Here is a 25,264-nt window from a genome sequence, read left to right as displayed (position 1 = left end):
CCGCTACAGCAGTTCGAGCAGGAACGGCAGCTCCTGCGGCGCGTACCACGCCAGCTCGTGGTCTTCCGCGTCACCGAGCGTGAACTCAGCGTCCTCATCCCCCAGATCGGCGGCGTCGATCACCGCCGCAGCGGCCGTCACCGCCTCCTCCGCCTCGGCCGCGTCCACGTGGATCGCCGCGATCTGGGACTTCGGCACCGGGCCGGCGAGGCGCACGACGGCCGCGTCCAGGTCCGGCCGCAGGGTCGCGTCGTCGACGTCCACCGACACCACCGCCCGCCGCGGTTCGGCCTTTTCCTCAGCCGCGATCAGGCGCAGCGATGCCCGAGCCGCGTCCAGCAAAGCCGCGTATTCCAGTTCCTCGTCGGAACCGCTCGCATACGCCTCGCGCAGGGCGGGCGTCAGCGCGAAACCGGTGCCGCTGCGAGCGCGGAACTCGCCATTGGCCTCCAGGTCTCGCAGCATCGCGATCGTCGCGGGCAGATAAACCCTCACCAGTGCGCACCCTTCAGCTCTTCAAGCGCTTCTTCGATCATCCCGCCGAGCAGCCCGACGTCGAACGCGGCCTTGCGGTCGCCGTTGAGTCCGAAGTAGACACCGCCGTGGTAGGAGGTGACCCCGATCGCCAGCGCCTGCGTGCGCATCAGCGGCATCACCGGGAACATCTCCACCAGTCTCGCCTCTCCGGCGTACATCGGCACCTGCGGCCCCGGCGAATTCGTGATCATCAGGTTGAAAATCCGCCCGGACAGCGATCCGCCCGCCCGCGCGCCGAGCGAATGCAGCGTCGCCGGCGCGAAGCCGCTCACCTTCAGCAACCCGCGCGCGGCCACGGATCTTCCCGAATTCAGGTGCTCGGCCATCGCGTGGCCGATGTGCTGCAGCCGCAGCACCGCGCTCGGCTCGCCGACCGGCAGGTCGATCAGGTACGCCGCGACCTGGTTGCCGACCAGCGCGGGCGTGGCGAACTCGGCGGTTTCGGCGTCGGCGACCGCCATCGGCACAAGCGCGCGCACGGTCTCGGTCGGCGTGAGGTTCTCCCCGCGCGACAGCAGCCATTCCCGCAGCGCGCCGGTGATCGCGGCGAGAATGACGTCGTTGACCGTGCCGCCGTGGTCCGCGCGGATCTTGCGGTAATCCTCCAGCCGCGTGCGCACGACCGAGAACACGCGGCCGCCGGACACCCGGACGTTCAACGGCCCCGGCGGCGCGGGACGGGTGATCGTCGCCGCGACGTCACCGAGCGTCTCAACAGCCTTGCTCACCGTGGTCACCGCGTCGCCGGCGATCGAGCGCACGTTCTCGATCAGCTCGCCGGGCCGTTGCACGGTCTCGCTCATCGCGTCGAGGACCAGTTGCGCGCGGCTCGGCTCGCGCCGCGGCGTCCACAAGTCCTCGAACGGCTCGGGCGGTTCGGGAACCTCGTCGAGGATCAGCTGGCCGAGGTCGATCGTGCCGACACCGTCCACAACGGACTGGTGCGTTTTCGTCACCATCGCGACCCGGTCGCCGGCCAGCCCCTCGACGAAATACGCCTCCCACAGCGGGCGTTCCGGCGCGAGCCGCCGCGACATCAGCCGCGCGACCAGGTCGAACAGCTGGTCGTCGCTGCCCGGCTGGGGCAGCGCGGAGCGGCGGACGTGGTAGTTCAGGTCGAAGTCGACGTCGTCCACCCACACCGGGCGCGCGAGGTGCCCCGGCACGCCGAGCACGCGCTGGCGGTAGCGGGGCAGGAAGGCCAGCCGCGCGCCGACGAGGTCGAGCACCTGCTCGTAGGTGAATCCGGACGACGGCCGTTCGAAGATCGCCACGCCCCCGACGTGCATCGGCGTCGTCTGGTCCTCGACGTACAGGAACGAGGCGTCCAGCGCGGACAGGCGGTCGGGCATGAGCCGATCCTTACACAATGCGAGACTGACCGGTGTGGGTGATGAGCTGGCGGGTTCGCCGAAAGACCGCTTCCTGACCGTTTACGGGCGCAAGCCCGTGCTGGAGGCACTGGGCGATCCGGACCTGCGCGTGGACAAGGTGATCCTCGCCGACACCGCGCGCGGCCCCGCCGCCGCGGAGATCCAGCGCGCCGCGAAAGCCGCCGGGGTGCCGGTGCAGCGAGCGAGCGCGCACCGGGTGAAAGTGCTGGCCGGCAACGGAAAACAGGACCAGGGCGTACTGGCCGACGTCGTCGCGCCGCGCATGCGCGCCCTCGCCGCGGCCCTCGACGACCGCCGCCCGCCCGCCCGGCTGCTGCTCCTCGACGGCATCACCACCCCGGCCAACGTCGGCATGATCCTGCGCACCGCGACGGCCGCCGGACTGTCCGGCGTGATCGTGCCGCGCCGGGGGGTCGCCGCGCTGGACCCGATGGTGGTCAAATCCTCGGCGGGCGTTGCCTTCCGGGCACCGGTACTGCGCTGCGGCTCGGCGCGCGAAGCGGCGGAAATGCTGGTGGAGGCCGGATACAGCCTGTTCGCGCTGGGTGCCGCGGCGTCGACGTCGATATTCGACGTGGAACTGCCGCAGCGAACCGCGTTCGTGCTGGGCGGCGAAACGGAAGGCGTCGGCGAGGCGGTGGCTGAGCTGGTGACGGAGTGGCTGTCGATCCCGATGCCCGGCGACGTCGAATCGCTGAACGTCTCCGCCGCGGCCGCGGTGCTGTCGTTCGAACTCGTGCGGCGCGGGGTCAGCTGAACAACGCCGCCAGTTCGTCGAGAGTTTCGGCGACAGTGCGGTGATGCACGCCGACCATCCCCGCGGCGACGGCCCCGCGCACGTTCCGCTCAGCGTCGTCCACGAACACGCAACTGGGCGCGGCCAGCCCGATCCGCTCGGCCGCGACGAGGTAGATCTCGCGATTCGGCTTGGCCACGCCGACCTCGCCGGAGAAGACGAGAGCGTCAAAGTATTGCGCCAGCTCGGTTTTCGCCCCCGGCGCGGCTCCCGGCGCGTTCGAGACCAACGCGGTGCGGGTGCCGTTCGCGCGGACGTCGCGGAGGTATTCGTAGAGCAACGCGGCGTCCGGGTCGGTAAGCACTCCGGCGTAGTCGACGAGCAAGCCTTTCAGCACTTCGCCAGCCTATCCCGCTGGCCTGAGTTCAGGCCGCGATCGCTACGTCGGGCTCACTGACGCCTCGGCCAGCCGCACCTAGCCGCCAAGGGCTTTTCGCCCGCAAGCGTCGGCGTCTCCACCGCGGTCAAGAGCGCCCGCAGCCGCGGCGGTGAAGGCCCCATTAGCGCATCGGCCAGTTCCCGTCCGTTCCGTTCTGCCCTTTTCGCCGGATCAGGCGCTCACCGTCCCGTCACTCTCCGGATGGAGGCACTAATTCGCGGGTGGACGTCCATGTTTCGGGGAGGGAACTCAATGACGAACCACAGCCTCCGGCCGTTGTCTGCCGTTCCGGGGGTCAGGGGCCGACGTGTGCACCGGCGCAGCGCGTGGCCCTCGCCGTACGACCTGCCGCCTGCTGGGCATCGGTTGCTGCGGCTTACCGATCCTCCTACCGCGCAGCGGCTCAGTCAGCGGCTCAACGCCATCCTCGAAGTCCTCGCCGGCCGGCGTGCTCCGGGACAGATCCGGCCGCTCGTGGACGAGGCGTTGTTCTCCCGGCTCAACAGTCAGGGATTGATGCCGGGCATCCGCCACCACGTCGCCGGGGAGCTGCGGGTTTGCCGTCCGGCCGAAACCGCGTTGGAGACCAGCACGATCATCCATTCCGGGCCTCGCGTGCTGGCGTTGGCGGCCCGCTTCGAGCGCACTCGGACGGGGTGGGTGTGCACGCGGTTTCACGTGCTCGCGCCGCGAGCCGAGAGCGCGCAGGCCGGGCGGCCCTCAGTAGCCTGATCGGGACGCGTGTCCTAAACCTTAGGACATCCCGCCGGATCCAGTGTGGACGCAGAAAAAGAACGGCAGCACGAGGGTTCGTGCTGCCGTTCTCAGGTTCGACCATCCACAGTGGACGAGTCAGGGGCGCGTCAGCGACGCGGTCCCTTCTTGCCCTTCTTCGCCTGCGCCCGCTCAGCGGCCCGCCGTTCGCGCCGGGTTCCGCCCGCGGCTCCCGAGTCCGAGTCGTTCGCACTGTCCGAATGGGACTCGACGCCGCCGCCCTCGGAAGGGCCGGACATCGTCAGTCCGGATTGGACACCGCCGCCGAGTCCCTTGCCGCGCAAGGCGGACGGGACCGAATCGGAGTCGGTGGCCGGGGGCTGCGGCGGGGCCGGGCGGGCGTGCTTGCCCTCGGCCTCGCTCTTGGCCCCGAAGGCACCGGCCGCCGCGGCGGTCGCGGACGTGACCCCGCCCGGCAGCGCCGACGGTTCCGGCTGCTGCACGGGTTCCGGCTCGGCGCGCTCGACCTGCAGGTTGAACAGGAAGCCGACGGCCTCCTCCTTCAGCGAGTCGAGCATCGCGCGGAACATGTCGAAGCCCTCGCGCTGGTACTCGATCAGCGGGTCGCGCTGCGCGAGCGCCCGCATGCCGATGCCCTCCTTGAGATAGTCCATCTCGTAGAGGTGCTCGCGCCACTTGCGGTCCAGCACGGTCAGCATGACCTGGCGCTCGAGGCGGCGCATCGAGCCTTCCTCGCCGACCAGCTCGTCGATCTCGGCCTCGCGCTTGGCGTACGCCGCGAGCGCGTCGTCGACCAGCGCCTGGCTGAGCGATTCCGCGTCGAGGTCGCCGTCCTCGATCAGGTCGTCCCAGTCGAGGCTCACCGGGTACAGCGTCTTCAGCGCGGTCCACAGCTGCTCGTGGTCCCAGTCCTCGGCGTAGCCCTGGGAGGTCGCGCCCGCGACGTACGCCTTCACCACGTCGATGATCATGTGCTCGATCTGCTCGCGCAGGTCCTCGCCCTCGAGCACGCGGTGGCGCTCGGCGTAGATCACCTTGCGCTGCTCGTTCATGACCTCGTCGTACTTGAGGACGTTCTTGCGGGTCTCCATGTTGAGCTGCTCGACCTGGGTCTGCGCGCTCTTGATCGCCTTGGAGACCATCTTGTGCTCGATCGGCACGTCGTCCGGCAGCCGCATGGTGGTCATGATGCGTTCGACCAGCACCGCGTTGAACCGGCGCATCAGGTCGTCGCCCAGCGACAGGTAGAACCGCGATTCGCCGGGGTCGCCCTGCCGGCCGGAACGACCGCGCAGCTGGTTGTCGATGCGCCGCGACTCGTGCCGCTCGGTGCCGAGCACGTACAGCCCGCCCGCCGCGCGGACCTCTTCGGCTTCGGCGCGCGCCTCTTCCTTGATCTCCTCGAGCACCTTCGGCCACGCGGCCTCGTACTCCTCGGAGTTCTCCACCGGGTCGAGGCCGCGCTCGCGCAGCACCTCGTCGGCGATGATGTCCGGGTTGCCGCCGAGCACGATGTCGGTACCGCGGCCCGCCATGTTCGTGGCGACGGTGACCGCGCCCTTCCGGCCGGCGCGCGCGACGATCAGCGCTTCCTTGTTGTGGTACTTCGCGTTCAGCACCTCGTGCGGCACGCCCAGCTTGAGCAGCAGCTTCGACAGGTGCTCGGACTTCTCCACGCTGGTGGTGCCGACCAGCACCGGCTGGCCTTTTTCGTGCCGCTCGGCGATGTCCTCGGCGACGGCCTCGAACTTGGCCTGCTCGTTCTTGTAGATCAGGTCGGCGCGGTCCTCGCGGATCATCGGCCGGTTCGTCGGGATCGGCACCACGCCCAGCTTGTAGGTCTGGTGGAACTCGGCGGCCTCGGTCTCGGCGGTACCGGTCATGCCGGACAGCTTCTTGTACAGCCGGAAGTAGTTCTGCAGCGTGATCGTGGCGAGCGTCTGGTTCTCCGCCTTGATCTCGACGCCTTCCTTGGCCTCGATCGCCTGGTGCATGCCCTCGTTGTACCGGCGGCCGACGAGGATGCGCCCGGTGAACTCGTCGACGATCATGACCTCGCCGTCGCGGACGATGTAGTCCTTGTCCTTGTGGTAGAGCTCCTTGACCTTCAGCGCGTTGTTCAAGTAGCCGACCAGCGGGGTGTTCGCCGCCTCGTAGAGGTTCTCGATGCCGAGCTGGTCCTCGACGAACCGGACGCCCTTCTCGGTGACCGCGACGGTGCGCTTGCGGACGTCGACCTCGTAGTGGTACTTCGAGTTGATCAGGTTGGCCTTCTCGACCCGCTCGCGCGTGCCCATGGTGGTGGTGTCGATGCCCTGCATCAGCGGCGCGAGCCGGGCGAACTCGACGTACCACCGCGACGACTGGTCCGCCGGGCCGGAGATGATCAGCGGGGTGCGCGCCTCGTCGATGAGGATCGAGTCGACCTCGTCGACGATCGCGAAGTTGTGCCCGCGCTGCACGCACTCGTCGAGCGACCAGGTCATGTTGTCGCGCAGGTAGTCGAAGCCGAACTCGTTGTTCGTGCCGTAGGTGACGTCGGCGTTGTACTGCTTGCGGCGCTCCTGCGGGTCCTGCTCGGCGATGATGACGCCGACCTCGAGGCCCAGGAACCGGTGGATGCGGCCCATCCACTCGGCGTCGCGCTTGGCGAGGTAGTCGTTGGTGGTGACGACGTGCACGCCGTCCCCGGGGATGGCGTTCAGGTAGGCCGCGAGGACGCAGGTGAGCGTCTTGCCCTCGCCGGTCTTCATCTCGGCGACCTGGCCGAGGTGCAGCGCGGCGCCGCCCATCAGCTGGACGTCGTACGGCCGCTGGCCGAGCACCCGGTGCGCGGCTTCCCTGGCGACGGAGAACGCCTCCGGCAGGAGCTCGTCCAGGGATTCGCCCTTGCCGTACCGCTCGCGGAACTCGTCGGTCTTGGCCCGCAGTTCGGCGTCCGACAGGTCCTTCACGTCGTCTTCGAGGGTGTTGATGTGATCGGCGATGTTGCGCAGCCGCTTCACCATCTTGCCCTCGCCCGCGCGGAGCAGGCGGTTCAGCACCATCCGGTCGACCTCACTAGCTGATCATGATCGCGCCCAGGCCGTTCCCGGGCAGTAAATCGCCACGGCTGGCGCCCGTGTGCGCCGCCGCCGTCTCCCCATCGTAGGGAACGCGGGCTGGTCCGCGCACGCACGTCGTCGCAGAAGGTCACGAGAGGTTTGCACAGGTCCCGACGAAGGTCGTGCCGCGAGTCGCGCTCCGGGCACGCGGACGGCCCGCACGCCTTCGCGTGCGGGCCGCCGGTGAGGTTGTTCCGGGAGGGGTCAGCCCAGCCGGATCACGCCGTAGTCGAAGCCCTTTCGCCGGTAGACGACACTCGGCCGGCCGGCCTCGGAGTCGTTGAACAGGTAGAAGTCGTGGCCGACCAGCTCCATCTCGTAGAGAGCCTGGTCCACCGTCATGGGGTCCGCGGCATGTTGCTTCTCGCGGACGACGCGGCCGGGCTGATGGCCCAGGTCCTCGTCTTCCCAGCGCCCCTGCCGGGGAATGTCGCCCGCACTCGTCGCCGCGAAACCGTCCGCCATGGATTCGGTCGCGTCGGGTGCGTCCAGGACGGCCGTGCCCATCGCGGGCCCGGCGACCGCATCGGATCCGCCGGCCATCGAGGTCGCCTCGGCGACCGACTCCGGACGGCTGCGCCCGTAATGCACGCGCCTGCGGTCGTGTGTCCGCCGAAGCCGGTTTTCCAGCTTGGTGACGGCGGAGTCGAGCGCTGCGTAGAAGTCGGCTGCGCTCGCTTCGGCGCGAACAGCCGGACCGCGGCCCTTCCCGGTGATCTCGACGCGCTGGCAGCTCTTGGCCTGCCTGCGGTTGGGCTCGTGGAAGAGCTCCACGTCGTAGCGGATGACCTTCTTGTCGTAGCGCTCAAGGCGGGCCAGCTTTTCGCTGACAAGCGCCCGGTAATGCTCGGGCACCTCCACGTTGCGGCCCTTAACGACGATGTCCATACACGACCTCCCTCGCTGAGGAAACTGCGAGCTGTTGTGTTCTCACGGCACCGGTGCTGCAGCGGCTGCTGCACGGGTTCGGCGGACTGAAAAGAATTCGGCGACCGGATCACGACGTCTCGTGGCGGAAGCGCGAACGCGGACTCAGCGGGCCGCCGGTGCCAGGGACATGGGCTGCACACCTCCCTGCCTGCGGGTTTTGCTGATAGCGGAGCACGTTAGCTTCATCACGCCGTCCGCAACAGCCCCCGAGCCGGGGGATGTCACGATCCGGGAACCCGTCACGGGGCGCAGTGAATCATGCGTGCGCAGCCCGGAACCGCAGCCCGGAAGGCCGAGCGCGCGAGCCCAAGTTTCACGCGGACGGCTCAACCCGGCGACACCCCGGACGCCGAGGGTGACCGCCCCGCCCAGCACAGCCGCCACCTCGGCGAACTGCCCCGGCTCGGGGGTGATTCCGGCCCTGACCCTCATGCCCGGACAACGGGCGACGACGGTGAGAGGTTCCCTCTTGACATCACTCGTGTAGGTGACACCTGGCGGTAGTGGACGTTCGAGCGAGAGTTGCCTCCCTGGCGGGAATTGGGGCGGATGTTTTCGGGGGACGGTTTTTGGAATCGTTCTGATTCAGCGGGGTTGCGGAGTGGACGATCGGTTTCCGGGGAACCGGATTCCGGTTTCGGGACCGCGCTTGCGGGCGCGGTTTCTCGGACGCGGCGGATTCGCGGGCTGGGGGCAGGGCTCGTTCGGGTTTGGGGCGCGGTTGCTGGAGCTGGCCCGCGACGGAACCCGCGCAGCGAACCAGCTCAGGACCGCCCGGGCCCAGCGGCGACCCAGACTCGGCACACCGGCTCACGCAGCGCACCGGCCCGGGGACGCGCAGGACCCGGACAAAGCCATCGGACCTGGCCCGCGAGGGAACCGAGCAGCGGACCGGCCCAGCACTCAGAAAAAGCCACCGGCCCGGCCCGAGACAGAACCGCAGCGAACCAGCCCAGGATCGCCCGGGACCCAGACAAGCCACCAGACCCGGCCCGCGACGGAACCCCACCGCGAACCAGCCCAGGACCAGCCGAGCCCCGGACCCCAGCGCGCAAACTCGCACAGCGCCCCGGCCCTGCACCCAGCCAAAGCCACCGACCCGGCTCGAGACAGAACCGCAGCGAACCAGCCCAGGCCTGCCCGGGACCCCGGACGAACCCACCGGGCCCGGACCGCGGCGGTTCCGCGGAGTCAACCGGGCCCATCGGCGTTCAGGTTTCGGACGTGGGACGGACTTCCTCTCAGACTGTCGCCAGCAGGGCGAGTACCGCCACCACCGGCACGCCCGCGTTTTTCAACGCCGTTACGCATGCGGCGGACGTGACGCCTGTGGTGAGCACGTCGTCCACCACCACGACCCTCGTGCCCGGCGGTGGACGGCCAGCCTCGGCGAAGCGCAATCGGCCTTTCAGGTTGGCCACGCGTTCCGCCCGGCTCAGGCCGACCGCGTCTTGTCCGCCCTTCAGCACCAGGGCAGGAGCGACGTAAGCCCCCGTCAGCCGGGCGGCTTCCCACGCGATTCGCTGGACGTGCGGGCCGCCGCGGACTCGCGAAGCGGTTCGTCGGCTCGGGGCTGGGACGAGGCACCACGGACTGGCGCGCGGACCGCCGGAAGGCAACGCCAGCAGACCGGCCGCCAGCGCTCGGCCCAAAAACGGAGCGACATCGCGACGGCGGCGCTCCTTGTATGCGATCAAGGTTCGTTTGGCGACGCCCGCGTAGCGCGCCAAGGCGTAAGCCGGGGCCAACGTCGCCAGCGGCGCGCGAAGTACCGCAGTGGGGGACCCCCAGATCTTGGAGCAACCGGCGCACACGGGCGCGCCGCGGGTTTCACAGCCTGCGCAGTAGGTCGGCAGGAGCAGGTTCAAGAGCAGTCTCAGCACCATGACTCTTAGTGTGCACCCGACCACCGACAGTTTTCTGGGCCTCGCGAGCGCAACACGAGCGCGGAGGGGCAAAAGGGTCCTCGGCAGGTGCCAACAGTCCCCGTGCTGACCGGACTCGGGAACCAGCCCACAACCGCCGCATTACCCGGACAGATGAGCGCGGAGCGGCAAAAGGTCCTCAGCAGCTGCCAACTGTCCCCGTGCTGACCGAACGCGGCAACCGGCCCACAACCCCGCATCACCCCGGATGGATGAGTGCGAAGGGGGCAACGGGGTCCTCGGCAGGTGCCACCAAAAGCTGTGCTGACCGAACGCGGCAACCGGCCAACAACCGCCGCATCACCCCGGATAGAACGGGTCCGCGTTCTGCACCGAGTGCGCCTGCGGCCGCCACACCTCGCCCAGTTCGGTGGCCGTCCACAGGCCTCCGGCGTCCGCGACCACGATCGGCTGGCTCGGGGCCGCCGCCACGGCTCGTACCGGTGCGGTGAGGTTCGAGCTGTTGTAGGCGTCCATTCGCCGTCCGTCCACCGACAGCCGCTGGACTGGCTGCGAGGGCGAGGACGTCGCAGCCACCAGGGTGTCCGGCGTCGAGCCCCAGTCCACGTCCAGCACGTCCGTCAAGACCCCGGGCTGCAGCACTCGCGGCTCGCGCAAGGTGACTGTGTCGCCGCTGCGCACCACCGATGCCACGACCAGCTGGCCGTTCACCGTCGCGGCCACGCGGGCGCCGTCGCGGGAAAGCCGCAGGACGCCGATCGAGCCCAAGGCCAGCAGGTCGTTCGCGTTGACGCTCTGGCGCAGCCAGTGGCCGTTCGGGTCGAGGACCATCCGCGCGATGATCGAGTGGTCCACGACCGTCCACACCTCGTTCGACGGGCCGGCCCCGGACTGCGCCGGACGCCAGGTCGGGCGGCTCAGCGATCCGCCGCCGAGGTCGACCGTCGGCAGGTCGCGGCCGAGGTCGCCGATGCGCAGCCGGACGCGGTCGCCGTCGTGCTCGACCACCGCGAGGCGTTTGCCGTCGATCGACTGGGCCGCGCTCACCACCGGGTACGCGCCGTTGCCCACCGCGCCCGCGATCGGCGCGCCGTCGCTGAGCGAGCGGACGCGGCCGCCGACCGTCATCAGTCCGTTCGGCGACGAGGAAGCGTTGTACGAGGGCAGATCGCTGCTGCGCCAGTATTCGTGGCCGGCCACGAGCGGCGCGCCGTCGGCGAGCAGCCGGATCCGGGTGGACGTGACGGTCTGCATCGACAGCACGATCTGCGCGGCGATCAGCGACCGCGTGTCCGGGCCGACCCCGGTGAGCCCGCTCAGCTGCACGGTCAGCGAGCCGTCGTCGTTGTTCTTCACGTTGTTTTCGAGCGACACCCCGTCGCCGAACAGGTTTTTCACCGCGCCGGTGAGTCCGGCCGACGGTCCCTGCAGGATCAGGTCCATCACCCGCCCCGGCATGCCGGACTGCGGTTTCGCCGGGACGTAGCGCAGGTCCGGCGCGAAGGAGCCGGAGTCGGCGGAGTAGAAGCTCACCGAGACCGGGTTGTAGTTGCCCTCGAACTCGTCGTCGGTCACCAGCAGCACCGGCGGGGGCGGGCTGGAGATCCGCCACTGCCCGTCGGCCTGTTTGTGCACCTGGAAGGTCTGCTCGGCCGGGCCGCTGCCGGGAATGAACGCCGAGTCCGCGCTCAGCGTGCCGAGCACTGAACCGCGCACGGTGACGGTGCGGACGTTCGGGTCCGGCGCGGCCGACGACGGAGTGGGCGTGGTGGTGGCGCCAGTGCTGGCCGCGGTGTCGTAGACCGTGCTGAAGGTCTTGTCGATGATCGTGAACGAGCGGTTCGGCCGCCACGCGCCGCGTTGTTTCTCGTCGAGGAACGCCCGCGAGGCCGCGTTTCCCGACCGCGGATCGGCGTTGGCCTTGATGAACAGCCGCACGATGTCCAGCGGTTCGGCGTTGGCCGGCGGCTCCGGCGCGTTGTTGGCCTGCTGCGGAGCCTTTTCGACGGACACCACGACCGGCAGCGATTCCTGCGGAACGTTCGCGCAGCTCACGAGCACCAGTGCGCAGGCGAGAAGGACGAGCACTCGCCTCACTGACCGACCTCCTCCCGGTCCGGGGCCGGATCGGCCAGGATCGCCTCCGGCGCGGGGTGCAGTTCGGCGACCGACGACGGCGACAGCGTGATTTCCGAAACCGCGTCGGGCGGCGGCAGCACCAGCGGGCTGTCCGCGATCGGCACGCCTTGCCGCCGCGGCACCACGAGGCGGAAGCACGCGCCGTGCCCCGGCTCGCCCCACGCGTCGAGCACGCCGCCGTGCAGCCGCGCGTCCTCCTGGCTGATCGCGAGGCCGAGCCCGGTGCCGCCGGTGCGCCGGTTGCGCGACGGGTCGGCGCGCCAGAACCGGTTGAACACCAGCTCGGCCTCCCCCGCGCGCAGGCCGACGCCGTAGTCCCGGACGGTGATCGCGACCGCGGACTCGTTCACCGCGACCGTCAGCACCACCGGTTTGCCCTCGCTGTGGTCGACGGCGTTGGCCAGCAGATTGCGCAGGATCCGTTCGATCCGCCGCGCGTCCACCTCGGCGGAGGCGTCCTCGTCCGGCAGCACCAGTTCGACCGCGCTGCCCGCGGTTCCGGCGAGCACCCGCACCTGCTCGACCGCGCGCGTCGCGATCGGCCGCACGTCGATGTACTCCGCGGAAAGCTCCTCGACCCCCGCGTCGAGCCTGCTGATCTCCAGCAGGTCGCCGAGCAGCGCCTCGAACCGGTCCAGCTCGTCGACCAGCAGCTCGGTGGAGCGGGCGAGGCCGGGCGGGAACTGCTCGCGGGACGCGTGCAGCACGTCGGCGGCCATCCGCACGGTGGTCAGCGGGGTGCGCAGCTCGTGCGACACGTCGGAGGTGAACCGGCGCTGCAGGCCGCCGAATTCCTCGAGCTGGCGGATCTGGTTCTGGATGCTGGCCGCCATGCCGTTGTAGGACACCGCGAGTTTGGCGAGGTCGTCCTCGCCCACGACGGCGAGCCGCTGGTCGAGGTCGCCGCCGGCGAACTGCTCGGCCGCCGCGACGGCTTGCCGGACCGGCCGCACCACCTGCCGGACCACCAGGTTCGTGATGCCGGCGAGCAACAGCAGCAGCACGATCCCGGCGACGAACAGCGTGTTCTGCACCGTCGACACGGTCGTCTGCTCGCTGGTGAGCGGGAACAGCAAATAGAGCTGCAGCGGACTGGCCGCGGTCGCCAGCGGGGTGCCGACGATCAGGTAAGTGGTCCGTACCCCGTTCTCGTCAACGGTGTGCTCGAGCCGCGCGAGATGGTCGGCCTCGACGAACTGGCGCAGCCGTTCCGGCACCGCGGCGAAGGGCCCGACGAACACCGGGTCGGCGTCCGACTGACCGCGCCCGACGCTGGCCAGCACCGGTTCGAAGGTGCCCGCGGTGGAACCCGCGCGCGACGAGGACGTGGTCGAGATCTTCTTGAGCGCGTTCTGCAGCCGCGTGTGCAGCGCTTCGGCGGACTCGCCCCCGACGCCGACCAGCTCCCGCGCGGCGGTGTCGGCCAGCGCCTGGGTCTGCTCGATCGCGGCCCGGCGTTTGGTGTCCAGCAGCCGTTCGGTGATCTGGTTCTGCAGGACCATGCCCAGCACGAACACCACGGCCGAGGACAGCGCCAGCGTCGAGATCGTGACGCGGAACTGCAGCGAGTGCTTCCACAGCTCGTTGAACGCCACCGCGCGGCGGCGGGCGAAAACCACGATCCGGCCGGAAAGCCGGGCCGCGGCGCGGACGGCGGCGCGCAGCCGCCCCGCGAAACCGGTCATCGCACGCTCACGGCGGGCCGGCCTTGTACCCGACTCCGCGCACCGTCAGCACCACCTCGGGGTGCTCCGGGTCCTTCTCCACCTTCGAGCGCAGGCGCTGGACGTGCACGTTCACCAGCCGGGTGTCGGCCGCGTGCCGGTAGCCCCACACCTGTTCGAGCAGCACCTCGCGGGTGAACACCTGGCGCGGCTTGCGGGCCAGCGCCACGAGAAGGTCGAATTCGAGCGGGGTCAGCGGGATCGCCTTGCCGTCGCGGGTGACCTCGTGTCCGGGAACGTCGATCGCGAGATCGCCGATGGTGAGCGATTCGGCGGGCTCGGCCTCGGTGCGGCGCATCCGGGCGCGCACGCGGGCGACGAGTTCCTTCGGCTTGAACGGCTTGACCACGTAATCGTCGGCTCCGGACTCGAGCCCGAGCACGATGTCCACGGTGTCGCTCTTCGCGGTGAGCATGACGATGGGCACGCCGGACTCGGCGCGGATCGCCTTGCACACGTCGATGCCGTTCATGCCGGGCAGCATGAGGTCGAGCAGGACCAGGTCCGGTTTCAGCTCCCGCAGCGCGGGCAGCGCCCGCGAACCGTCCGCGACCACCGCGGTGTCGAACCCCTCGCCGCGGAGCACGATGGTGAGCATCTCCGCCAACGCCGGGTCGTCGTCGACCACCAAGACACGTGCCTTCATGACCACATGTTCGCACTACCGCCCGCACCCGTGCGCACGACCCGCGCGTTTGACCACCGGAAAGATCAAGATCACCGGCCCGGTTGGGCCATCCGGACGCCTCCGGCGTCCGGCGGCGGCCGGATTCGCCCGCTCAGCCGAACAGATCGCAGCCGAACGGTTACTGTTGCGCTATGCGGAACCAGGACTCGGGAAACGCAACGGGAAGCGCGGTGCAGTCCGTCGACCGGGCGATCACGGTCCTGGAGCTGCTGGCCCGCAACGGCGAAACCGGCATCACCGAGATCGCCGGAGAGCTAGGCGTGCACAAGTCGACCGCTTCCCGGCTGCTGAGCGTGCTGGAGGCGCACGGGCTGGTCGAGCAGCTGGGCGAACGCGGCAAGTACGCGATCGGCTTCGGCGTGGTCCGGCTGGCCGGCGCCGCGACCGGCCGGATGGACCTGGCGAAGCTCGGCAGGCAGACCTGCCAGACGCTCGCCGAGGAGCTGGGCGAGACGGTCAACATCGCGATCGCCGACGACGGCGTCGCGATCAACATCAGCCAGGCCCGCGGGTCGGCCGCGATCACCACGCAGAACTGGACCGGACAGCGCACGCCGCTGCACGCCACCTCCAGCGGCAAGGTGCTGCTGGCCGCGATGGACGAGGCCGAGCGCAAGCGGATGCTCGCGCACGAACTGGAGCAGTACACGCCGCGCACCACGGTCGACCGCGACGAGCTGGCGGCCGAGCTGGACCGCGTCGCCGAGGACGGTTACGCGGCCTCGTTCGAGGAGCTGGAACTGGGCATGCACGCGGTCGCGGTGCCGGTGCGCGGCCCCGGCGGCGAGGTGGTCGCGGCGATGAGCGCGTCCGGTCCGTCCTACCGGCTGTCGAAACAGCGGATCCGGCAGATCGTCGCGCCGATGGCCGAGGCGGCCCGGGAGCTTTCCGCTCAGCTTGGCTACTTTTCCGCCTGAGGCCCGCTCCCTTGACAGCGCGCCCGCGATCCCGCAATTTGTGAGTTGCAGCAGACGGAACATCGATCTCCATCCGCAACGCTTCCGATCCCCGGCGGGGGCGTTCCGGCATGCCTGTCTCGTCCCGAGCCGGGCCGTCCGCGCGACGGCCGGCAGGCAGGAGGTACCTCGCGATGGCAGTGCGACCGCGGGTGGTTGTGCTCGGCGGCGGGCTCCTCGGCTGCGCGGTCGCCGACGAGCTGACCGAACGGGGCTGGACCGACGTCACCGTCCTCGAACCGGAACCGGTGCTCGTTTCCGCCGGGCCGGGACTGCTTTTCCGCACGCACGCCGACCGCACGGCGTCCGAGTTCGCCAAATACACCGCGGAGAAGTACAGCGGGCTGACCGTCGACGGCGGCTGGTGCTTCCAACCGGTCGGAAGCCTGGAACTCGCGACCACGCCGGAGCAGCTTTCCCAGCTGCGGCAACGGCTTGGCTGGGCGACGTCGTCCGGCGTGCGCGGCTATCTGCGCGAACCGGGCGAATGCGCCCAGCTGCATCCGCTGCTCGACTCCGCGAAAGTGTCCGGCGGCCTGCACCTGCCCGGCGACGGGCTGGTCAAACCGGCCCGCGCGGCGCTCGCACAGGCCCGCCGGGCCAAGGAGCGAGGCGCGAAATTCCTTACCGGGCAAGAGATTGCCGAGATCGTGCGCACGGCGGGCCGGGTGACCGCGGTGGCGACGGCGACCGATCGGTTCCGTGCCGACGTCGTCATCTCGTGTGCCGGAGTGCGCGCGCCGCAGTTCGGCCGGCTGGTCGATCTCCCGGTGCCGGTGGTGCCGATCGCCGTCGACCACGCACGCACCACGCCGCTGGCGCAGCTCGCCGGGGACAACGATCACTTCACCGAGGCGGACAAACCGATCCTGCGCGCGGGCGGCTTGTCGCTGCGCGAGCACGTCGACCGGCTGGGCATCAGCGCGCTGGGTCCGGTCGAAGCCGACGCCGCGTTCGCCCCGGCGGGCTTCGAGGAGTCGTGGGCGGCCGCACTCGGGTTGGTGCCCGCGCTCGCCGACGCGAAGGTCGAGGAGGGAGCCCGGCAATTCGTCCCGGGTACGCCGGACGGGTTGCCCCTGCTGGGCGAACATCCGGATCTCGACGGGTTCTGGGTCGCCGAAGCGCTGACCTGTGCTTGGTCCGCCGGGGTCGCGCGAGAGCTGACGCGCTGGCTCATCGAGGGGCAAGCGCATCTCGACCTGCACTCCGTCGACCTCGCCCGGTTCGATCGGCTGCAGCTCGCGCCTGGCCGCGTTCGGGAGCGGAGTTTGGCGGCGGCGGGTCACCAGCGCGCGGCGACGGAACTGCTGCGCACCTCGCCCTGCTACGAACGCGAAGTCGCGCTGGGCGCGGAGTTTCGCGAGGAAGACGGCTGGGCGCGGCCTCAGCGGTACTCCGCTGGCGGGCGCGCGGAAGCGATCGCGGCTCGGAGCGGGGTGGCGTTGTTCGACCTGACCCCGCGGCGACGGCTGGAGATCACCGGCCGCGGCGCGCTGCCGTTCCTGCAGACGATGACCACGAACCAGCTCGACCGTCCGCCCGGCTCCGTCACCAATACGTTGCTGCTCGGCGAAGACGGCGGCGTCCGCAGCGACCTCACCGTCGCCCGGCTCGGCGTGGAGCAGTTCCACGTCGCCGCGCGCCATCACCGGGACGTGGCCTGGCTGCGCCGTCACCTTCCCGGCGACGGCTCGGTCCAGCTGCGCGAAACCACCGGCGGCACCTGCTGCCTCGGCCTGTGGGGACCGCTCGCCGAGCACGTGCTGCCCGAACTGTCCACATCGGACTCCCGGGTCTGGCGGACGTACGTCGGCGACGTGCCGGTGACCGTGCTGCGCGGGTCTGACGTGGGCGAACCCGGCTGGGAGCTGCACACCGGCGCGGAGCTCGGCCGGGCGCTGTGGGACGCGGTCTGGGCGGCTGGCCGGCCGTACGGGATCGTCGCGGCCGGCGAGGACGCGCTGCGCAGCCTCCGGATGGAGGAGGGGCACCGGAACTGCGGCGTGGACGTGACCACCGAGCACGATCCGTACGAGGCCGGCCTCGGGTTCGCGGTGCGGATGGACAAGGGTTACTTCCTCGGCCGGGACACGCTTCTCCACCGTTCTCCTTCGACGGTGCGCCGGAAACTGGCGTGCTTGGTGGTCGACGACGCGCATTCCGTGATGCGCGGCCGGGAACCGGTGTACGTCGACGGCCGCCCGGCGGGATACGTCACGAGCGGCGCTTACGGTTACACCATCGACAAAAACCTGGCCTACGCCTGGCTTCCCGTGGAGGACGCCCGGCCGCGGACGCCAGTGGACATCGAGCACTTCGGGAAACGGCTCGCGGCGAAGGTGGCCGCGGAGCCGTTGAGGAGCGGTGAATGACGCATTACGACGTGATCGTGGTCGGGCTCGGCGGAATGGGCAGCGCGGCTGCCTACCGGCTGGCGCGACGGGGCCAGAAGGTGCTCGGGATCGACCAGTTCGCGCCGGTGCACAACCTCGGTTCGAGCCACGGCGGTTCGCGGATCACGCGGCAGGCATACCTCGAAGGCCCGGATTACGTGCCGCTGCTGCTGCGCGCCCACGAGATGTGGGACGAACTCGAACGCGACTCCGGCCGCTCGCTGTTCACCCGCTGCGGTGCGGTGATGGGCGGACCGCCGGAGTCGCGCACGATCGCGGGCAGCACGCTTTCCGCGGAGAAGTTCGACATCCCGCACGAAATCCTGGACGCGGCCGAGATCCGGCGCCGGTTCCCCACCATCACCCCGGCCGAGGACGAGGTGGCGCTGTGGGAGCCGGGCGCCGGTTTCGTGTCGCCCGAAGGAAGCGTCGCCGCACACCTGCAGCTCGCCGCGCGCCACGGTGCCGAACTGCACCACGAGGAGCAGGTTTTCACCTGGACCAGCACGGAAACCGGGGTGCGCGTCGGCACCGCTTCGAGTTACTACACCGCCGAGCGGCTCGTGCTGTGCCCGGGCGCGTGGGCACCGGTGCTGCTCGCGGACCTAGGCGTCGATTTCGAGGTGCGCCGTCAGGTCCAGTACTGGTTCGAACCGGAGGACGTGCGGCCGTTCGTCGATCATCCCGTCTACGTCTGGGAAACCGCGGAAGGCGGCCAGTTCTACGGATTTCCCGCGCACACCTCGCAAGGCATCAAAGTCGCCGTGCACCTCGGCGGCACGCCGTGCACCGCCGACACGATCGACCGGCGGATCCACGACGACGAGGTACGCGCAGTCGCGGACGTCGTCGGCTCCCGGATGCCGACGCTCCCGGCGACCTTCCGCCGCGCGGCGACCTGCCTCTACACCAACACGCCGGACGAGCACTTCGTGATCGCGCCGCACCCGAAGCATCCGCGAGTGGTGGTGGCGTGCGGGTTTTCCGGGCACGGCTTCAAATTCGTGCCGGTGGTCGGGGAAATCCTCGCCGAGCTGATCGTCGACGGGACGACGCGGCATCCGATCTCGCTGTTCGATCCGGCGAGGTTCACGCCGTAGCGAAGTAGTGCTCTTCCGCCAGGTCTTCAAGCAGGCCCGGGTGTTCCGGCTGCCAGCCGAGGAGTTCACGGGTGCGCGCGGCGGACGTGGGAGCGTCGGCCTGCACCATCGGGGCCAGGAACGCGAAGTGCGCCGCGGCTTCCTCCGGCGGGATGGACTTCGCCGGGACCCCGAGCCGCGCGCCGATCGTCTCGGCGATCTGCCGGAGCGAGACGGCTTCGTCGCCGATCGCGTGCAGCAGGCTTCCGGCCGGAGCGCTCTCCAAGGCCAGCCGGTAGAGCCGGGCCACGTCGAGCGTGTGTCCGGCGGACCAGCGGTTGGCCCCGTCGCCGACGTACGGCGAAACCCCGGCCGCGCGAGCGAAGCGGATCATGGTCGGGACGAATCCGTGCTTGTCGAGCGAACTGTGCACCGACGGCGGCAGCCGCACGACTGACGAGCGGACGCCGTCTTCGGCAAGCCCGAGCACGTAGTTTTCCGCGTCGACGCGCGAGCCGCCGGGAAGGCGGTCGTCCTCGGTCCCGGTGCGGCCCAGCCCGGCGAGCATCAAGGTGCCGGAGGTCGAGACCAGCGGCTTGCCGGTGCCGGCGAGAGCTTCGCCGAACGCCTTCAGCGCGGCGAGGTCCGCTTCGACCGCGCCGGCGAACTCGCCGCTGGCCATCAGGTCGTGCTTGAACGCCAGGTGCACGACGCCGTCCGCTTCGGCGGCCGCCTCGCGCAGGCCGTCGAGGTCGTCGAGATCGCCGCGCCGCACCCGCGCCCCGCGTTCGGCGAGCGCCGCGGCGGAGGCCTCCGACCGGGCAAGGCCGACCACCTCGTGCCCGGCGGAGAGGAGTTCGGGAACGAGGGCCGAGCCGACGTGCCCGCTGGCCCCGGTGACGAAAACCCGCATGGCTGTCCTTTCAAGGTTGATGACACCTAGTGCCATCACTGTACGCCTGATGTCATCAGGTGTCATCACCTAGACTGGACGGCATGGGCCGCTGGGAACCGAACGCACGGCAACGCTTGGCGCAGGCCGCGCTCGACCTGTTCACCGAACGCGGCTACGACCAGACCACGGTCGCCGAAATCGCCGAGCGCGCCGGGCTCACGAAACGGACCTTCTTCCGCTATTTCGCCGACAAGCGCGAGGTGCTGTTCGGCGGACAGGAGGAACTGACCCGGCTGTTCTCCGAAGGCATCTCCGGGGCGCCAGCGGACGCGACGCCGTTCGAAGCGGTCGGCGGGGCATTGGATGCCGTGGCGGCGGTTTTCACCGGCGAGCGGCTGGCTCAGGCCCGGGCCCGGCAGCCGGTCGTGGCGGCGAACAGCGAACTGCTCGAACGCGAATTGCTCAAGCGCACCAAGATGGTCGCGGCCATGCACGACGCGCTCGCCACACGCGGGATCAAGGAGCCGACCGCGCTCATCGCGGCCGAATTGGGCTGCCTCGCGTTCACGACGGCCTTCCACCGGTGGGTCGAGGCAGGCAACCGACGGGAGTTCGGCCCGCTGGCCGTCGAAGCGCTCGCCGAGGTGCGCACCGCCACCGCGGCACTGGGCTAAGCCAGCAGGGACTTCGCCAGCATCGGCAAATCAACCCCAGCCACGCCGTCCAGCACATGCCACGGCGCGAGCCACGACGCTGCGGCCAGCTCGTCGTACACCGCGGCACAACGCTGCTGCAGCGAATCGTCCGACTCGAACGCATCGCGCGCCCTTGCCGCGTCCGACTCCGCTCGGCGGACTGCTCGCTCGGCAGCGACCTCCGGGCTCACCCGCAGCAGCAGGTGCGCGTCCGGACGCGGCAGGCCGAACCGCATGACCTCGAGGTCCCAAACCCACTGCACCACAGCGCCATCCGCGTGCTCGCGCAGCCGTGCGGCGGCGTACGCGGCGTTCGAGGCGACGTAGCGGTCCAGCAGGACCACGTCGTTGGCCGCGAGCAGCGCGCGGATCTCGTCGGCCGCACCGCTGCGGTCGAGGGCGTAGAGCAGCGCCATCCCGTACACCGAGTCGGCGAGGTCGCCGTGCCCGCGGTGCAGCGCTTCCCGCACCAGATCCGCGTGCACGCTGCGGCCGTAACGCGGGAAGGCCAGAGTGCCGACGCTCGCGCCGGCGTCTTCCAGCGCAGCAGTCAGCCCCTCGGACAGCGTCCGCTTGCCCGCGCCGTCCAGACCTTCGATTACGACCAGTCGCCCCACCTGGTCGAAGATACTTGGTGGGGTGCTCAGGCCGTCTCGCGGCGCGCGCGGACGTAGCCGAGGTAACCCACCGGCACCGCGATCAGCAGGCCGGCGATACAGAGCAGCGGAATCCAGTCGTCGCCGTGCGGCTGGGCCGGCGTGCTCTGGCCGTCCCTCGACACCACCTCGGCGCGCGGCGCGGACGTAAGGTGGGCGTTGCCGGCGCCGGCGGGCTGCGCCGCGCCCGCGCCCGGAGCCGACACCGGCAACGCCAGGCCCGTGAACGCCACGAGGAGCAGCAAGCGTCCGACGTGCCTTCGGCAAGTGGTCGAGGACCGCCGGACCCGCCCGGCAGTGCTCCCCACGTGATTCGGTTTCCCCAGACCCACGACGCACCTCCCGCCTAGACGTGGCCAGTGGTGGTCACCACGGTGAACCGGTCGATCACTCGGAGCAAGATGCCCGTCCGGCTAGGAGGGTGTTCCGGGTCCGCCGTGGAACACGGAACGGTTACCCTTCCGTGGCCAAGCACACCAAACGGGGGCCGGACCCGTGACCGCGCGCTGCTAACGTGAACGTTCCGCGGCATTCACGCCCAGCGCACGGGCGGCGTTGAAGGGACAGCGGTGGCACGAGACGGGGATGGCCCACTGATCATGGAACCTGGCCGGCGCGGCGCGGGTGAACTGCCGCCCGAGCTAGGCGAAGCACTGCGATCCGGAGAATTCCACCAGGCGCTGCGGCTCGCGATCGCGCATCGCGGCCTGTCGCTCGCCCGGCTGCGGGCGCATCTCGCGCTCCGCGGCGTCCACATCGGACAGTCGACGCTGAGCTACTGGCAGCGCGGCCTGCGCCAGCCGGAGGTGCCGAAGGCGCTGCCCGCGGTCCGCGCGCTGGAATCGGTGCTGCAGCTGCCCGCGGACTCGCTCGTGGTGCTGATCGGCCCGCGCACCGCGCGCCCGCGCGGGCACCAGGCCGCGGCGTCGTTCCACGACCTGCGCTCGGGCGAGATGGGCGCGATCGTCGAGCAGCTGATGAGCGACCTCGGCGCGGCGCCCGCGTCCCGGCAGTCCAACTCCGACCTGGAAATGCTGTCGGTGCACGACCAGATCACCATCGACGAACACAAACATCAGGTGAAATTTCGCACCCGGCTGGTCACCCGCGCGCGGCGGCACGGACCGGACCGGTACGTGGCGGTCTACAACGGCGATCCCGGCTGCCGGATCGACGACGTCGAGCTGATCACCGCGGAAGGCTGCCGCGTCGGCCGGATCCGCAGGCATCCGGCGCGCGAGACGATGGCGACCGAGCTGCTTTTCGACCGGAAGCTCGCCGAGGGCGAAATCCATGTCTTCTGTTTTGAAATCCACGACAATTCCGCGGTGACGTTCCCCGGTTACTACCGGATGCTGCGCGACCAGTGCGCGAGCTATCTGCTGCAGCTGCAGTTCGCGCCCACCGCGATGCCCGCCCGGATCACCCGGGAGGTCCGCGCCCGCGACGACGCCCTTCCGGTCGAGGCGGAGGAATTGCCGTGCGACACCGGCGGCGTGACGAGCGGGTATTTCCGCGACACCGGACCAGGGCTGGCCGGCATCGCGGTGGAATGGAACTGAGCTTTACCCGTCCACCCGCATCGGCGTGCCCTTGGTGATCCGGACCAGTTCGTCGAACGTCGTCGGGAAGACGGCGTTCGGCGCACCGGCCGCGGCCCACACCCGCGAGTACTGCCGCAACGCCTCGTCGACCACCGTTTCCAGCGGAGCCGGATGCCCGACCGGCGACACGCCGCCGATCACCTGGCCGGTGGCCGCGCGCACCTCGTCCGGCTTGGCCCGGCGGATCCGGCCGCGCCCGAGCCGCGCGGCGAGCGCCTCGACGTCCACCCGGTGCGCGCCGCTGGTCAAGACCAGCAGCGGGGCGTCGTCGGCCACGAAGACCAGACTGTTCGCGATCGCGCCGACCTCGCAGCCGAGCGCCTCCGCCGCCTCGGCCGCCGTCCGCGTGGACTGCGGGAGCGTCCGCGCCCGTCCTTCGACGCCCGCCTCGTCGAGCGCGTCCTGCACGTTGTGCACTGCCGACATCCGCACACCTCCAGCTGTTCTGTAAACAGAACACTAGACTAGGCCGGGTGTCGACGTCACCCGCCCCGGACGGCCGCGCCCTCGCCGCGGCGGTCGGTACCCGCATCCGCACGCTGCGCACCCGCGCGGGCGTCGGCCTGACCACGCTCGCCACCGACAGCGGCCTCGGCAAGGGAACGCTGTCGGAACTGGAAAACGGCCGCCGCAACCCGACGCTGGACACGCTGTTCGCCATCGCCACCGCGCTGTCGATCCCGTTGAGCGACTTGCTCTTCGGCGACGACGGCGTGGCCGAAGCCCACGGCGACAGCGTGGCCGCGACCCTGCTCGGCCGCTGGGAGGACCCCGACGGCGTGACGGAGGTGTACCGGCTGACGATCCACGAGCTGGTCCAGGTTTCGCAGCCGCACCGCCCTGGCGTGCGGGAAGTGCTGACCGTGCTCACCGGAACGGCGGAGGTGGGGCCGATGGACGCGCCGGTGACGGTTTCCGCGGCCGGGACGCATACGTTTATCGCGGAAACGGAGCATGTTTACCGCGGAATTGGCGGACCGGCCACTGCGGTGCTGACGATGCGGTATCCAAGTTAGCGGACGAGGAGTCCGCTGGCTTTTGCCCATTCTCCCCGAGTCCGGTCGAGCGCGTTTTCAATTGCAGACAAAAGCCGCCCCGAAACGAATTCCGGGGCGGCTTCGAGGTCAGCGATCAGTAACGGTAGTGCTCCGACTTGAACGGGCCCTCGACGTCCACGTCGATGTATTCCGCCTGTTCCTTCGACAGCTTCGTCAGCTCGCCGCCGAGGGCTTCCAGGTGGATGCGGGCGACCTTTTCGTCCAGCTTCTTCGGGAGGCGGTAGACCTCCTTGTCGTACTCCTCGGTCTTGGTGAAGAGCTCGACCTGCGCGATGACCTGGTTCGCGAAGCTGTTCGACATCACGAAGCTCGGGTGCCCGGTCGCGTTGCCCAGGTTCAGCAGGCGACCCTCGGACAGCACGAGGATGCTCTTGCCGTCTGGGAACACCCACTCGTCGACCTGCGGCTTGATGTTCACGCGCCGCACGCCGGGGTAGCGGGCGAGGCCGGCCATGTCGAGTTCGTTGTCGAAGTGGCCGATGTTGCCGACGATGGCCTGGTGCTTCATCCGCGCCATGTGCTCGACCATCACCACGTTCTTGTTGCCGGTGGTGGTCACGTAGATGTCGCCCTGGTCCAGCACCGACTCGAGGCGCTTGACCTCGTAGCCGTCCATCATCGCCTGCAGCGCGCAGATCGGGTCGATCTCGGTGACGATCACCCGGGCGCCCTGGCCGCGCAGCGATTCCGCCGCGCCCTTGCCGACGTCGCCGTAGCCGCAGACCACCGCGACCTTGCCGCCGATCAGCACGTCGGTGCCGCGGTTGATGCCGTCGATCAGCGAGTGCCGGATGCCGTAGCGGTTGTCGAACTTCGACTTGGTCACCGAGTCGTTGACGTTGATCGCCGGGAACAGCAGCTCGCCCGCGGCCGCCAGCTGGTACAGCCGCAACACGCCGGTGGTGGTTTCCTCGGTGACGCCCTTCACGCCCTGCCCGATGGCGGTCCACTTGCCCGGCTCCGCCGCGACCGAAGCGCGCAGCAGCTCCAGGAAGACCTTCCATTCCTCGGGGTCCTCGTCGTCGGCGGGCGGAACCACGCCCGCCTTCTCGTATTCGGTGCCCTTGTGCACCAGCATGGTGGCGTCGCCGCCGTCGTCGAGGATCATGTTCGGGCCTTCGCCCTCCCACGTGAGCATCCGCTCAGTGCACCACCAGTATTCCTCGAGCGTTTCGCCCTTCCACGCGAACACCGGGACGCCCTTGGGCTCCTCGGGCGTGCCGTGCGGCCCGACGACGACCGCGGCCGCGGCGTGGTCCTGCGTGGAGAAAATGTTGCACGAGGCCCAGCGCACCTCCGCGCCGAGCGCCACCAGCGTCTCGATCAGCACCGCGGTCTGCACGGTCATGTGCAGCGACCCGGCGATTCGCGCCCCGCGCAGCGGGTAGACCTCAGCGTATTCGCGACGCAGCGCCATCAGGCCGGGCATCTCGTGCTCGGCCAGCCGGATCTCCTTCCGGCCGAACTCGGCGGCCTCGAGATCGGCGACGGCGAATTCGATGCCGCCCCGGGTGTCGTGCCGCTTGACAACGCTTTCGGGGGTCATAGTGCGGTTCCTCCAAGGTTTGATGGCACCTGAACAGTACCGTTGTCGGCTCGACCCTGACTCGAACGGA

General features: G+C 70.0%; 22 protein-coding genes. 8 read left to right on the top strand and 14 right to left on the bottom strand.

What is annotated here, in order from left to right; translation table 11 throughout:
• Positions 1-3: 3 nt before the first annotated feature.
• Entirely contained in the window at positions 4-495 is a 492-nt protein-coding gene (locus tag F9C12_RS30645; protein WP_409462669.1) for a DUF6912 family protein, read from the bottom strand.
• Positions 492-1,889, bottom strand: a complete 1,398-nt coding sequence (locus F9C12_RS30640; protein WP_409185227.1) for a WS/DGAT/MGAT family O-acyltransferase — start codon at positions 1,887-1,889, stop codon at positions 492-494. The genes F9C12_RS30645 and F9C12_RS30640 overlap by 4 nt, the downstream gene beginning before the upstream one ends.
• Positions 1,890-1,923: 34 nt before the next feature.
• Between F9C12_RS30640 and F9C12_RS30635 the strand changes: the two genes are divergently transcribed.
• Positions 1,924-2,688, top strand: a complete 765-nt coding sequence (locus F9C12_RS30635) for a TrmH family RNA methyltransferase (protein ID WP_409462668.1) — start codon at positions 1,924-1,926, stop codon at positions 2,686-2,688.
• On the opposite strand, the gene F9C12_RS30630 is transcribed toward F9C12_RS30635, so the two are convergent.
• Positions 2,681-3,064: an HAD-IA family hydrolase gene (locus F9C12_RS30630; protein WP_409185225.1), complete on the bottom strand. Its 384-nt coding sequence runs from the start codon at positions 3,062-3,064 to the stop codon at positions 2,681-2,683. The genes F9C12_RS30635 and F9C12_RS30630 overlap by 8 nt on opposite strands.
• A 351-nt stretch (positions 3,065-3,415) precedes the next feature.
• Between F9C12_RS30630 and F9C12_RS30625 the strand changes: the two genes are divergently transcribed.
• On the top strand, positions 3,416-3,838 hold the full coding sequence (locus tag F9C12_RS30625) for an Rv3235 family protein (protein WP_409462667.1): 423 nt from the start codon (positions 3,416-3,418) through the stop codon (positions 3,836-3,838).
• A gap of 131 nt (positions 3,839-3,969) precedes the next feature.
• Here the strand turns inward: F9C12_RS30625 and secA are convergent, their stop codons facing one another.
• The 6 genes from secA to mtrA all read right to left on the bottom strand — a co-directional run bounded on the left by secA (position 3,970) and on the right by mtrA (position 14,270).
• Positions 3,970-6,888 (bottom strand): preprotein translocase subunit SecA, encoded by a 2,919-nt coding sequence (gene secA / locus F9C12_RS30620; RefSeq protein WP_409185223.1) that lies wholly within the window; start codon positions 6,886-6,888, stop codon positions 3,970-3,972.
• Between the two features lie 261 nt (positions 6,889-7,149).
• Positions 7,150-7,833, bottom strand: coding sequence for a ribosome hibernation-promoting factor, HPF/YfiA family (hpf, locus tag F9C12_RS30615; protein ID WP_409185222.1), 684 nt, complete (start codon positions 7,831-7,833; stop codon positions 7,150-7,152).
• 1,283 nt (positions 7,834-9,116) lie between these two features.
• Positions 9,117-9,761, bottom strand: a complete 645-nt coding sequence (locus tag F9C12_RS30610) for a ComF family protein (RefSeq protein ID WP_409462666.1) — start codon at positions 9,759-9,761, stop codon at positions 9,117-9,119.
• Between the two features lie 339 nt (positions 9,762-10,100).
• Positions 10,101-11,858 (bottom strand): LpqB family beta-propeller domain-containing protein, encoded by a 1,758-nt coding sequence (locus F9C12_RS30605; protein WP_409462665.1) that lies wholly within the window; start codon positions 11,856-11,858, stop codon positions 10,101-10,103.
• Positions 11,855-13,585 carry an MtrAB system histidine kinase MtrB gene (gene mtrB, locus F9C12_RS30600; protein WP_409185219.1) on the bottom strand — a complete coding sequence of 577 codons (1,731 nt, stop codon included), beginning with the start codon at positions 13,583-13,585 and terminating at the stop codon, positions 11,855-11,857. The genes F9C12_RS30605 and mtrB overlap by 4 nt, the downstream gene beginning before the upstream one ends.
• Before the next feature lie 7 nt (positions 13,586-13,592).
• Positions 13,593-14,270 (bottom strand): MtrAB system response regulator MtrA, encoded by a 678-nt coding sequence (gene mtrA / locus F9C12_RS30595; RefSeq protein WP_037355684.1) that lies wholly within the window; start codon positions 14,268-14,270, stop codon positions 13,593-13,595.
• A 173-nt stretch (positions 14,271-14,443) separates the two neighbouring features.
• On the opposite strand from mtrA, the gene F9C12_RS30590 reads away from it, so the two are divergent.
• The 3 genes from F9C12_RS30590 to solA all read left to right on the top strand — a co-directional run bounded on the left by F9C12_RS30590 (position 14,444) and on the right by solA (position 18,761).
• Entirely contained in the window at positions 14,444-15,229 is a 786-nt protein-coding gene (locus tag F9C12_RS30590) for an IclR family transcriptional regulator (RefSeq protein WP_409462664.1), read from the top strand.
• 173 nt (positions 15,230-15,402) lie between these two features.
• Positions 15,403-17,640, top strand: a complete 2,238-nt coding sequence (locus F9C12_RS30585) for an FAD-dependent oxidoreductase (protein WP_409462663.1) — start codon at positions 15,403-15,405, stop codon at positions 17,638-17,640.
• On the top strand, positions 17,637-18,761 hold the full coding sequence (solA, locus tag F9C12_RS30580) for an N-methyl-L-tryptophan oxidase (protein ID WP_409462662.1): 1,125 nt from the start codon (positions 17,637-17,639) through the stop codon (positions 18,759-18,761). Before F9C12_RS30585 ends, solA begins: the two co-directional genes overlap by 4 nt.
• On the opposite strand, the gene F9C12_RS30575 is transcribed toward solA, so the two are convergent.
• Entirely contained in the window at positions 18,751-19,653 is a 903-nt protein-coding gene (locus F9C12_RS30575) for an SDR family oxidoreductase (protein ID WP_409462661.1), read from the bottom strand. The genes solA and F9C12_RS30575 overlap by 11 nt on opposite strands.
• An 83-nt stretch (positions 19,654-19,736) precedes the next feature.
• Between F9C12_RS30575 and F9C12_RS30570 the strand changes: the two genes are divergently transcribed.
• Positions 19,737-20,309, top strand: a complete 573-nt coding sequence (locus F9C12_RS30570) for a TetR family transcriptional regulator (protein WP_409462660.1) — start codon at positions 19,737-19,739, stop codon at positions 20,307-20,309.
• Here F9C12_RS30570 and F9C12_RS30565 read toward each other — a convergent pair.
• Both F9C12_RS30565 and F9C12_RS30560 read right to left on the bottom strand, forming a co-directional pair.
• Entirely contained in the window at positions 20,306-20,947 is a 642-nt protein-coding gene (locus tag F9C12_RS30565; protein ID WP_409185213.1) for a dTMP kinase, read from the bottom strand. The genes F9C12_RS30570 and F9C12_RS30565 overlap by 4 nt on opposite strands.
• 26 nt (positions 20,948-20,973) lie before the next feature.
• On the bottom strand, positions 20,974-21,219 hold the full coding sequence (locus tag F9C12_RS30560; RefSeq protein ID WP_409462659.1) for a hypothetical protein: 246 nt from the start codon (positions 21,217-21,219) through the stop codon (positions 20,974-20,976).
• Between the two features lie 366 nt (positions 21,220-21,585).
• On the opposite strand from F9C12_RS30560, the gene F9C12_RS30555 reads away from it, so the two are divergent.
• Positions 21,586-22,548 carry a hypothetical protein gene (locus F9C12_RS30555; protein ID WP_409185211.1) on the top strand — a complete coding sequence of 321 codons (963 nt, stop codon included), beginning with the start codon at positions 21,586-21,588 and terminating at the stop codon, positions 22,546-22,548.
• A 3-nt stretch (positions 22,549-22,551) separates the two neighbouring features.
• On the opposite strand, the gene F9C12_RS30550 is transcribed toward F9C12_RS30555, so the two are convergent.
• Complete coding sequence (locus F9C12_RS30550; RefSeq protein ID WP_409462658.1) at positions 22,552-23,016, bottom strand: YbaK/EbsC family protein; 465 nt, start codon at positions 23,014-23,016, stop codon at positions 22,552-22,554.
• 47 nt (positions 23,017-23,063) lie between these two features.
• Here F9C12_RS30550 and F9C12_RS30545 point away from each other — a divergent pair, with 47 nt between their 5' ends.
• Positions 23,064-23,606, top strand: a complete 543-nt coding sequence (locus tag F9C12_RS30545) for a helix-turn-helix domain-containing protein (protein ID WP_409462657.1) — start codon at positions 23,064-23,066, stop codon at positions 23,604-23,606.
• Positions 23,607-23,721: 115 nt separating this feature from the next.
• On the opposite strand, the gene ahcY is transcribed toward F9C12_RS30545, so the two are convergent.
• Positions 23,722-25,194, bottom strand: a complete 1,473-nt coding sequence (gene ahcY, locus F9C12_RS30540; protein WP_409462656.1) for an adenosylhomocysteinase — start codon at positions 25,192-25,194, stop codon at positions 23,722-23,724.
• Between the last annotated feature and the right edge of the window lie 70 nt (positions 25,195-25,264).

Origin of the sequence: Amycolatopsis sp. GA6-003 (assembly GCF_046267895.1) — a bacterium.
Taxonomy (GTDB): domain Bacteria; phylum Actinomycetota; class Actinomycetes; order Mycobacteriales; family Pseudonocardiaceae; genus Amycolatopsis.
The sequence above is the reverse complement of the archived record's forward strand: the minus strand, read 5'-3'. Positions and strand labels throughout refer to the sequence as shown.

Bases quoted from the DNA above. Each gene is read 5' to 3' on its own strand.
- F9C12_RS30640 (WP_409185227.1), bottom strand. From the start codon at position 1,889: ATGCCCGACCGCCTGTCCGCGCTGGACGCCTCGTTCCTGTACGTCGAG.
- secA (WP_409185223.1), bottom strand. From the start codon at position 6,888: ATGGTGCTGAACCGCCTGCTCCGCGCGGGCGAGGGCAAGATGGTGAAG.
- hpf (WP_409185222.1), bottom strand. From the start codon at position 7,833: ATGGACATCGTCGTTAAGGGCCGCAACGTGGAGGTGCCCGAGCATTAC.
- F9C12_RS30610 (WP_409462666.1), bottom strand. From the start codon at position 9,761: ATGGTGCTGAGACTGCTCTTGAACCTGCTCCTGCCGACCTACTGCGCA.
- mtrB (WP_409185219.1), bottom strand. From the start codon at position 13,585: ATGACCGGTTTCGCGGGGCGGCTGCGCGCCGCCGTCCGCGCCGCGGCC.
- mtrA (WP_037355684.1), bottom strand. From the start codon at position 14,270: ATGAAGGCACGTGTCTTGGTGGTCGACGACGACCCGGCGTTGGCGGAG.
- F9C12_RS30590 (WP_409462664.1), top strand. From the start codon at position 14,444: ATGCGGAACCAGGACTCGGGAAACGCAACGGGAAGCGCGGTGCAGTCC.
- F9C12_RS30585 (WP_409462663.1), top strand. From the start codon at position 15,403: ATGGCAGTGCGACCGCGGGTGGTTGTGCTCGGCGGCGGGCTCCTCGGC.
- solA (WP_409462662.1), top strand. From the start codon at position 17,637: ATGACGCATTACGACGTGATCGTGGTCGGGCTCGGCGGAATGGGCAGC.
- F9C12_RS30575 (WP_409462661.1), bottom strand. From the start codon at position 19,653: ATGCGGGTTTTCGTCACCGGGGCCAGCGGGCACGTCGGCTCGGCCCTC.
- F9C12_RS30570 (WP_409462660.1), top strand. From the start codon at position 19,737: ATGGGCCGCTGGGAACCGAACGCACGGCAACGCTTGGCGCAGGCCGCG.
- F9C12_RS30555 (WP_409185211.1), top strand. From the start codon at position 21,586: ATGGAACCTGGCCGGCGCGGCGCGGGTGAACTGCCGCCCGAGCTAGGC.
- F9C12_RS30550 (WP_409462658.1), bottom strand. From the start codon at position 23,016: ATGTCGGCAGTGCACAACGTGCAGGACGCGCTCGACGAGGCGGGCGTC.
- ahcY (WP_409462656.1), bottom strand. From the start codon at position 25,194: ATGACCCCCGAAAGCGTTGTCAAGCGGCACGACACCCGGGGCGGCATC.